The sequence below is a fragment of the Streptomyces beijiangensis genome (assembly GCF_017315755.1).
Lineage (GTDB): Bacteria > Actinomycetota > Actinomycetes > Streptomycetales > Streptomycetaceae > Streptomyces > Streptomyces beijiangensis.
In genome coordinates this window covers 1-8,377 of record NZ_JAFLRJ010000202.1, presented here as the reverse complement: position 1 = coordinate 8,377, position 8,377 = coordinate 1, and the positions used below count along the sequence as shown (strand labels likewise).

Below are 8,377 nucleotides of genomic sequence, written 5' to 3'. Positions count from 1 at the left end.
CCTCCAGCGCGGACGCGGCGGGCGTCCCGGTGATGCTGTACGACATCCCGGGCCGCACGGGCACCCGTATCGAGCCGGAGACGATGCTGCGTCTCGCGGAGCACCCGCGGATCACGGCGGTGAAGGACTGCGCGTACGACTTCCTCGGCTCCACCAAGGTCATCTCGCGCACCGGTCTCGCGTACTACTCGGGCTGCGAGGAGCTGAACCTCCCGCTGTACGCGGTGGGCGGTGCCGGCTATGTCAGTACGGTCGCGAACGTGGCACCGCGCCAGCTGCGCGCGGTGCTCGACGCGTACGACGCGGGCGACACGACAGAGGCCGCCCGCCTCAACCAACTCCTGCTCCCGCTCACGGAGTTGATGATGGCGAGCGGCCTGCCGGGCACAGTGACGGCCAAGGCGCTCGTCGAAGCGGGCCCGGTCCGCGAACCGCTGCAGCCCGCCGGGCGCGAGGCGACCGACGGGCTGCGGGCGGCGTACGAGGAGCTGCTCAGGGCCTGACGCCGTCCTTGCCGACCATCCCGGTCGCCAGCAGGGCCACGGAACCCGCCGGCACCGTCACCCACCCATCACCGGTCTTTTTCATGGACCCGCTGCCGCTGTACCGGTAGGTCGCCGGGTCGAGAAGCAGCAGCTCGCGCATGGTGGGCGACTTCGAGTCGGGAAGGCAGATGCCGATCGCGTCCCGGCCCGCAGCGTCCATGGTCTGGACGGCCTGCAGCCCAGGGACAGTAGCCATGGCCCGATAGACCTTGGCCAGACCGCGCGGATCGGCCGGGGAGGACATGGCCAGCAGACTCAGCGCCCGGAAGTCGTGCTGCGTGCGGGACTCGGCGCTTCCGGCGGAGGGGTAGAAGGTGCGGGCCGCCGCCTTCACCTTCGCTGGATCGGCCGGCAGCGCGGCAAGGAACCGGAAGCGCTCACGGGGCGAATGGTCGTCACCGGCGTTCCCGTTCTCGAAGGCCGGGTCCGCGTACCGGTTCCAGTGCTCGGTCTCCCGCGGCCCGCCCCGCTCCTCCCCGGGCCCGTCCTCCTGGACCCGTACCTCCAGTTTCTTGCGGTACGTCCACTGTCCTGCCAGCGGCGTCGGCACCGGATCGTTGGCCACCACGCCCCCCGCGGTGAGCAACACCTGCCGGGCGCTGCCCATCTCCCAGACGTACGAAGGCGGTTGAGCAGCGGTGGACGCCCCCTGCTCGCCGCCCCCGCTCAGCGCCTGCGTCCCGATCAGGAGAGCGGCAACCACGGCGGCGCTCACCGCGGCCACCAGCCGGGCGGGCCTGCGCCTCCGTACGCGCAGCACGCGGTCGGCGAGGTCCGCGGGGGCCTCGACGCTCTCCTGCTCCAGGTCGTACAGGGTGTCCCGCACCAGATTCTCGATGTTGTTCACGGCCGAACCTCCACAGGCCTCAGGTCACGCTCGACGGACGGTGCGAGCTCCGGCGCGACCGTGCGCAGCCGGACCAGCGAGCGGTGGGTCGTGCTGCGTACGGTGCCGATGGAGCACCCCAGCAGCCTGGCCACGTCGGCTTCGGGCAGATCCTCGAAGTACCGCAGTACGAGCACCGCTCGCTGGCGCGGGGTCAGCCGCGCGAGCGCCCGCCGCATGACGATCCGCAGATCGACGGCGGCTTCGGCGCTGTCGCCGTGCGCCCGCTCCGGCGGGTCGGCGACCGTCAACTCCCGGCGCGGCCAGCGCAGTCGCCACCGGCCGACCTGGAGCCGGTAGAGGATCTGGCGTACGTACGCCTCCGGCTCCTCGATCCGCTCCCACCGCCCGGCCGCCTTCACCAGCGCGCTCTGGAGCAGGTCCTCGGCGGCGTGCCGGTCGCCGCCGCTGAGCAGCACGGCGGTCTTCAGCAGCGCGCGGGACCGCAACTCCACGAACTCGCGGAAGCTCTCCTGGCCTTCGGCATTCATCGTCACCTTCACTCTTCGGGCGGTTGTCGCTGCCCCTTGTGACGTGTGCGGCCGCCCCCCGCTATGCCTGTGGAACGGAAAATACGCGAACGGCCCGCGGGGCGACATCGCCTCGCGGGCCGTTCGGCCACTGCGAACAGATCAGTTGTGGCTGTGGAGCACCTCGTTGAGGCCGCCCCAGACCGCGTTGTTCGGGCGGGCCTCGACCGTGCCGGTCACCGAGTTGCGGCGGAACAGGATGTTGGAGGCGCCGCTGAGCTCACGGGCCTTGACGATCTGGCCGTCGGGCAGCGTGACGCGCGTACCGGCGGTGACGTACAGACCGGCCTCGACGACACACTCGTCGCCGAGCGCGATCCCGACGCCCGCCTCGGCGCCGACGAGGCAGCGCTCGCCGATGACGATGCGGACGTTGCCGCCGCCCGAGAGGGTGCCCATGGTGGAGGCGCCGCCGCCGATGTCGGAGCCGTTGCCGACGACGACTCCGGCGGAGATGCGCCCCTCGACCATCGAGGTGCCCAGCGTGCCGGCGTTGAAGTTGACGAAGCCCTCGTGCATGACGGTGGTGCCCTCGGCGAGGTGCGCCCCGAGCCGGACGCGGTCGGCGTCGGCGATGCGCACGCCCTTCGGCGCGACGTAGTCCGTCATACGCGGGAACTTGTCGATGGACGTCACCTGGAGGTGGAGCCCCTCGGCGCGCGCGTTGAGCCGTACGGTCTCGACGTCGTCCACGGCGACCGGACCGAGCGAGGTCCAGGCGACATTGGCGAGGAAGCCGAACTGGCCGTCCAGGTTCACGCCGTGCGGCTTGACCAGGCGGTGGCTGAGCAGGTGCAGACGCAGGTACACGTCGTGCGCGTCCAGCGGCTTGTCGTCGAGCGAGGCGATGACCGTACGGACGGCGACGACCTCGACACCACGACGGGCATCGGCCCCGACCGCCTTGGCGGCGCCCGCACCCAGCAGCTCGACGGCCCGCTCGGCGCTCAGCCGCTCGGTACCGGCAGGCCCCGGCTCGGCGGTGAGCTCGGGGGCGGGGAACCAGGTGTCGAGGACGGTGCCGTCGGAGGTGAGGGTGGCGAGGCCGGCGGCGACGGCGCCGGTGGAGCGGGAAGAAGTCGTTTCGGTCATGCCCGAACGCTAACCGGAGGCGGGCTGCCGAGGCGAACCGGTCTCGACGGCCGGTCGCGCCGACGCGGCCTGCCGCGCCGGTGAACGTCCCGCGACCAGCAGGATCGCCCCTGCCACGCCCGCGAGGGCCGCGCTCAGCGGCCACAAGGCCCCCGGTGCGGCCGCGTACAGCGCTCCGCCGAGCGGCGGGGCCAGGACGACTCCGCTCACCGAGACCCCCGCGTACAGCGACTGGAAGCGGCCCTGGGCGTGGGCGGGCGCCTGGTCGGCGACGTACGCCGTGGCCGGGGTCTTGTAGAGGATCTCGCCCGCCGTGAGCAGCACCATCATCGCGACGGCCACCGCCACGGACGCCCCCAGGATCAGCGCGGCGTAGCCGAGTCCGACCAGGACGAGCCCGGAGCCGACCACCGCCAGCGGCGCCCGCTTGCGCAGGGCGATGGTGGCAGGGAGCTCCAGGCAGAGGATCAGTCCGCCGTTGATGGCGATCACCCAGCCGTAGACGGCGGTGGAGATGCCGTGGTCGCCGAGGAAGACGGGCACGGTGGAGAAGAGCTGGCGGTAGACGATGTCCGCGCAGAAGATCGTGACGAGCAGCAGCAGTACGGTGGGTCGCGCCTTCAGCTCCCGCCAGACACCGGGCCCTTGATGGCCCCGGGCGCCCTTGGCCCGCTGCGCCCCGTGCGCGGGCAGCACCCGGGCCGCGTAGGCGGCGAAGAGCAGAGAGCCGATGCCGTCGATGACGAAGAGCCAGGTGTACGAGAGGGACGCGGCGACCAGCGCCCCCAGCGGCGCCCCCACCGTGAACCCCGCGTTGCTCGCGAGCCGCATCACCGCGAACCCCTGACGGCGGCTCCCCTCGGGGACGGAGACCGCGACGAGGGCGGAGTTGGCGGCCCTGACCACGCCCGAGGCGTACTGGCACAGCGGGAGGACCGCGTACAGCGCCGCCGTCGGCAGGACGGGCAGCGCGATCAGCCCCGCCCCGCTGAACGCGGCCGCGGTGAGCAGGACCCTGCGGTGGCCCCAGCAGTCCCCGTACCAGCCGCCGGTGAAGTTCCCCGCGACGATGCCGATGCCGCCGATGCCGCTGAGCACTCCGGCCCGGGTGACCGGCAGGCCGCGCTCGCCCGTGAGGTAGACGAAGAGGTAGATGAAGGTGAAGGCGACGGCTGCGTTGAAGAAGAGGCCGAAGGCCAGCAGCCAGACGGTTCTCGGTACATCCCGCACGGTCTTCACGCTGTCCGCCCCCCACACCCGCCATGTAAGTTCCTCTTGGGAACGGACTATGGCAGCATGCTCCCCACAGGTCAACGGCATGACAGAAGGGACGGGGAGATGCCTCAGCGCACCAGCCTGAACGACGCCGACTGCGCGATCGCCCAGGCCCTGGACGTGGTCGGCGACTGGTGGACCCTGCTGATCGTGCGCGACACGGCGCGCGGGGTGCACCGCTTCGACGCGCTCCAGCGGGAGCTGGGCATGTCCCGCAAAGTACTCACCGAGCGACTGAAACTCCTGGTCGAGGCGGGCGTGCTGTCGCGCGAGCCGTACCAGGACCGCCCGCCCCGCCACGAGTACCGGCTCACGCCGCGCGGCCGCGCCCTGCTGCCCGTACTGATCGCACTCCAGGACTGGGGAGACGCCTGGGTGCTGGGAGAAGGAGAGACGATGGCGACGACGACCGGGGCCTCACAGGAGGCCGGGCGGGTGCACGGACTGATCGGCACGCGCGTACCGGAGATTCAACTCCTGGACTATGACGGCGAGTTGCGTGACCCCGTGTCCCAGGACACCCCGCACACAGTGCTGTACTGCTTCCCCAGCGCCTATGCCCGCCCCGACTCCTACCCGCCCGGCTGGGCCGGGATCCCGGGCGCGAGGGGGTGCACGCTCGAATCGTGCACCTACCGCGACCAGCTCGCGGAGTTCACGGCGGCGGGCGCGACCGTCCACGGCGTGTCCACCCAACGCCCTGACGAGCAGCGGGCGTTCGCCGACAAGGAGCGTCTGCGCTTCCCGCTCCTCTCGGACGCCGACCTCTCCCTGGCCGCCGCTCTCCGCCTGCCGACGTTCCGGGCCTCCGGGGTGAGCCGCCTCAAGCGGCTGACGCTGGTGGTGGACCGCGACCGTACGATCCGCGAGGCGATCTACCCGGTCACCGACATCGAGGCGAGCGTGCAGGCCGCGCTCTCCGCCGTCAGGCGATGACGCGGGCGAGTATCTCGCGGGTCTCGTCCGCGTCGAACTCCCGCCCGGTGAGCAGGAGTTGGATGAGAAGTCCGTCGATCAGCGCGACCAGCGCACGCGCGGTGGCCGGTGAGCCGGCGTACGGGATGATCACCTCGACCAGACCGTCCAGCCACTCCGCGGCGACCGGCCGCAGCGCCGCGCGGCGCAGGGCTGCGAGGTAGAGCTCGTACTCCAGGAGCATCCGGCCGCGGTCGCCCTCGACGAGCCGGCCGAGCAGCCGGGTGATCCGCTCGGCGAGGGATCCTTCCCCCTCGCCGAGCATGCGCTCCCAGCCCTCGACGGCGGTCTGCGGCTCCCCGTTGACCTGCCGCAGAGCAGCCACGAGCAGTTCGTCGAGTGTCTTGAAGTGGTACGTCGTCGAGCCGAGCGGCACATCGGCCTCGGCGGCGGCGGAGCGGTGGCTCAGCCCGGCGATCCCCTTCTCCCCCACCACCCGGATCGCGGCGTCGATGATGCGCTGACGGCGTTCGGGGTCGTAGCGGCGGGCCATCAGTGGGAGCCGCCGAGGTTGAGCAGCACCACACCGCAGATGACGAGCGCGATGCCCCCGAGCTTGGCGGCGCTCGCGGGCTCGCCCATGAAGAGCATGCCGATGGCGGCGATGGCCGCGGTACCGATGCCGGCCCAGATCGCGTAGGCAGTCCCCACCGACATGGACTTCAGCACCTGGGCGAGGAGCGCGAAGGCGAGGACGTATCCCACCACCGTGATCAGCGAGGGCCACAGCTTGCTGAAGCCCTCGCTGTACTTCATGGCGGTGGTCCCGCCCACCTCTGCCGCGATGGCCGCGGCCAGCAGTACGTATGGCATGTGTACTACCGTACACAACGCCGACCCTCAGGCCCCCGCGATCAGACCCCCGTGATCACCTTTTCCTCCCCGCCGGGAGCGGCGTGCATCGTCTCCTCGGGCCGCGCCTTCTTCGGCAGCAGCACCGTGAGGGCCAGGAAGGCCAGGAGCAGTCCCGTCTGTACGAGGAGTGCCCGGTGGAAGCCGCCGGTGAAGTCGCCCGTCTTGGCCTGCGCGAAGAAGACGGAACCGAAGACGGCCACACCGATCGAGCCGCCGATGGACTGCACCGCGGAGAGCACGCCGGAGGCCGAGCCGATCTCGTCGTCGTCGACCGCCGCGAGGACGAAGCTGAACAGCGCCGCGATCACCATGCCCGCGCCGATCCCCGCCACCGTCACACCGGGGACGATGTCCCAGACGGTGAAGGACGCGCCCAGGTGGTCGAGTTCGTACCAGAGCAGCCCCGCGCCGGCGAGCTGCACGAGCGGGCCGATCTGCAGCACCGCCCGGCCGATCCGCTCGGCCAGGAACGCCCCGCTGACCGCCCCGCCGATCGCGGTGCCGACGGCCAGCGGCAGATTGCCGAGGCCCGCCTCGCCCGCGGTGAAGTGCTGCCCGATCTGCAGGAAGAGCGTGAGGACGAGCTGGCTGCCGACCAGTCCGCCGAAGAAGAGGGCGATGCCCCCGAGTCCTACGGTGAAGGCTGGCTTGCGCAGCAGCGCGGGCGTCACCAGGGGCTCGCGGCCGCGCGCGGCGGTGCGCCGCTGCTGCACGGCGAAGGCGGCGAAACCGGCGACGGATGCGACCATGCAGAGCCAGGTCCACAGCGGCCAGCCCGCCTCCTGCCCCTGGTTGAGGGGCAGCACCAGCAGTCCGCAGGATACGGCGACGAGCGCGGCCCCCACGGTGTCGACGGCCACCGTGCGGTCGCCGGGTTTCTTCGGTACGAAGATCCACGCGACGACGAGCGCGGCCACCCCGATGGGCAGGTTGACCAGGAAGACCAGCCGCCAGCCGAGCCCGAAGAAGTCCCCCGAGATCAGCCCGCCGCCCAGGACCGGGCCGACGATTCCGCCGAGGCCGAGCACAGGACCGAAGATGCCGAAGACCTTGGTGAGTTCGGGGCCGGAGAAGTTCTCGCGCAGCAGACCGAGCCCCTGCGGAAGCAGCATCGCTCCGGCGGCGCCCTGCAGCAGCCGGAAGAGGATCAGCCACCCGATGTCCGGCGCGAGCGCGCAGAGGAGGGAGGCGGCGGTGAAGGAGAACAGCCCGGCGAGGAACATCCGGCGGCGCCCGTAGCGGTCGCCGAGCCGGCCGCCCAGGATCAGCCCGGCCCCGAGTGTGAGGGCGTATCCGCCGATCACCCACTGCAGGCCGACGGAGCTCGCCCCGAGGGACTCCTCCAGGGCGGGTCCCGCCACATTGACGATGGACGCGTCCAGCAGATCCATGATCTCGGCGACGAGCATCACCACAAGGATGAGCCATCGCCACCGGTAGGGGGCCTCGGCGGTCTGCTCGGCACTCACTTTACCTCAACTCATTGATTACCAATATTCTTAGCAATATTGAGAGTATCGTGAGCCGCATGGATGTCAAAGAGCCCGCAGCGGGAGCGGCCGCGATCCGCGACCGGCTGCGCCAACTCACGCTCAGGCAGCAGCGATTCGAGCGCTACCTGGGCAGGCGGCTGGGGGTCGACCCCGCCGGGCTCGCGGTCATGGACCACCTGGTGAACATCGGTCCCGCGACACCCAGCGAGCTGGCCCGCAGCCTCTCCGCGTCGACCGCGGCGATGACCCTGGTCATCGACCGGCTGGCGACCGGCGGCCATGTGACCAGGGAGCCGCACCCCACGGACCGCAGGAAGGTGATCGTCACCCCCGCCGGGCACTGGGAGGAGGCGGCGTACCAGTACGTAGAACCTCTGATCAGGGGTGTCGCCGAGGCCACCGCGGCGATGACCCCCGAGGAGCGGGCCGCGGTGGCGGGCTTCCTGGAGCGGATGGCCGCCGCCTACGACGGGGCGACGGCGCCCTGACCTGCCCGGCGGCGCTGCGCCCCGTGCGCGTGAGCGGGGTTACGCCCCGTACACGTAAGGGGTCGTCGTGCTCAGCCGGGTGAAGCCGAGCCGCTCCAGAATCGGCCGGCTGTCGTCGGTGGCGTCGACCTGCAGATAGCGGTAGCCGCGCTCGGCCGCGATGGCGGCCCGGTACGCGACCAGCGCGCGGTAGATCCCCTTGCCCCGCCACTCCGGCGCCGTGCCCCCGCCCCACAGG

General features: G+C 71.4%; 11 protein-coding genes. 3 read left to right on the top strand and 8 right to left on the bottom strand.

Annotated features, from left to right (window positions below; all coding sequences use genetic code 11):
- Positions 1-503: dihydrodipicolinate synthase family protein (locus J0695_RS21625; RefSeq protein ID WP_206963774.1), on the top strand; the 503-nt coding region annotated here is incomplete at its 5' end.
- Here J0695_RS21625 and J0695_RS21620 read toward each other — a convergent pair.
- The 4 genes from J0695_RS21620 to J0695_RS21605 all read right to left on the bottom strand — a co-directional run bounded on the left by J0695_RS21620 (position 493) and on the right by J0695_RS21605 (position 4,292).
- Positions 493-1,392 (bottom strand): CU044_5270 family protein, encoded by a 900-nt coding sequence (locus J0695_RS21620; RefSeq protein WP_206963773.1) that lies wholly within the window; start codon positions 1,390-1,392, stop codon positions 493-495. The genes J0695_RS21625 and J0695_RS21620 overlap by 11 nt on opposite strands.
- Positions 1,389-1,922, bottom strand: coding sequence for a SigE family RNA polymerase sigma factor (locus tag J0695_RS21615; protein WP_206963776.1), 534 nt, complete (start codon positions 1,920-1,922; stop codon positions 1,389-1,391). Before J0695_RS21615 ends, J0695_RS21620 begins: the two co-directional genes overlap by 4 nt.
- A gap of 141 nt (positions 1,923-2,063) precedes the next feature.
- Entirely contained in the window at positions 2,064-3,053 is a 990-nt protein-coding gene (gene dapD / locus J0695_RS21610; RefSeq protein ID WP_206963772.1) for a 2,3,4,5-tetrahydropyridine-2,6-dicarboxylate N-succinyltransferase, read from the bottom strand.
- Positions 3,054-3,062: 9 nt separating this feature from the next.
- Positions 3,063-4,292, bottom strand: coding sequence for an MFS transporter (locus tag J0695_RS21605; RefSeq protein ID WP_206963771.1), 1,230 nt, complete (start codon positions 4,290-4,292; stop codon positions 3,063-3,065).
- Between the two features lie 99 nt (positions 4,293-4,391).
- Here J0695_RS21605 and J0695_RS21600 point away from each other — a divergent pair, with 99 nt between their 5' ends.
- Positions 4,392-5,264 carry a winged helix-turn-helix transcriptional regulator gene (locus tag J0695_RS21600; RefSeq protein ID WP_206963770.1) on the top strand — a complete coding sequence of 291 codons (873 nt, stop codon included), beginning with the start codon at positions 4,392-4,394 and terminating at the stop codon, positions 5,262-5,264.
- Here the strand turns inward: J0695_RS21600 and J0695_RS21595 are convergent.
- From J0695_RS21595 to J0695_RS21585, 3 genes are read right to left on the bottom strand one after another with little or no spacing between them, the layout of a single operon-like run.
- On the bottom strand, positions 5,254-5,796 hold the full coding sequence (locus J0695_RS21595; protein ID WP_206963769.1) for a TetR/AcrR family transcriptional regulator: 543 nt from the start codon (positions 5,794-5,796) through the stop codon (positions 5,254-5,256). The genes J0695_RS21600 and J0695_RS21595 overlap by 11 nt on opposite strands.
- Positions 5,796-6,116, bottom strand: coding sequence for a DMT family transporter (locus J0695_RS21590; RefSeq protein WP_206963768.1), 321 nt, complete (start codon positions 6,114-6,116; stop codon positions 5,796-5,798). Before J0695_RS21590 ends, J0695_RS21595 begins: the two co-directional genes overlap by 1 nt.
- Before the next feature lie 41 nt (positions 6,117-6,157).
- A complete protein-coding gene (locus J0695_RS21585; RefSeq protein ID WP_206963775.1) occupies positions 6,158-7,567 on the bottom strand; it encodes an MFS transporter in 1,410 nt (469 codons plus the stop codon).
- A 119-nt stretch (positions 7,568-7,686) separates the two neighbouring features.
- Here J0695_RS21585 and J0695_RS21580 point away from each other — a divergent pair, with 119 nt between their 5' ends.
- Complete coding sequence (locus J0695_RS21580; protein WP_206963767.1) at positions 7,687-8,139, top strand: MarR family winged helix-turn-helix transcriptional regulator; 453 nt, start codon at positions 7,687-7,689, stop codon at positions 8,137-8,139.
- Between the two features lie 39 nt (positions 8,140-8,178).
- Here the strand turns inward: J0695_RS21580 and J0695_RS21575 are convergent.
- Positions 8,179-8,377 (bottom strand): GNAT family N-acetyltransferase (locus J0695_RS21575; protein ID WP_206963766.1); only part of this gene is annotated, 199 nt, incomplete at its 5' end.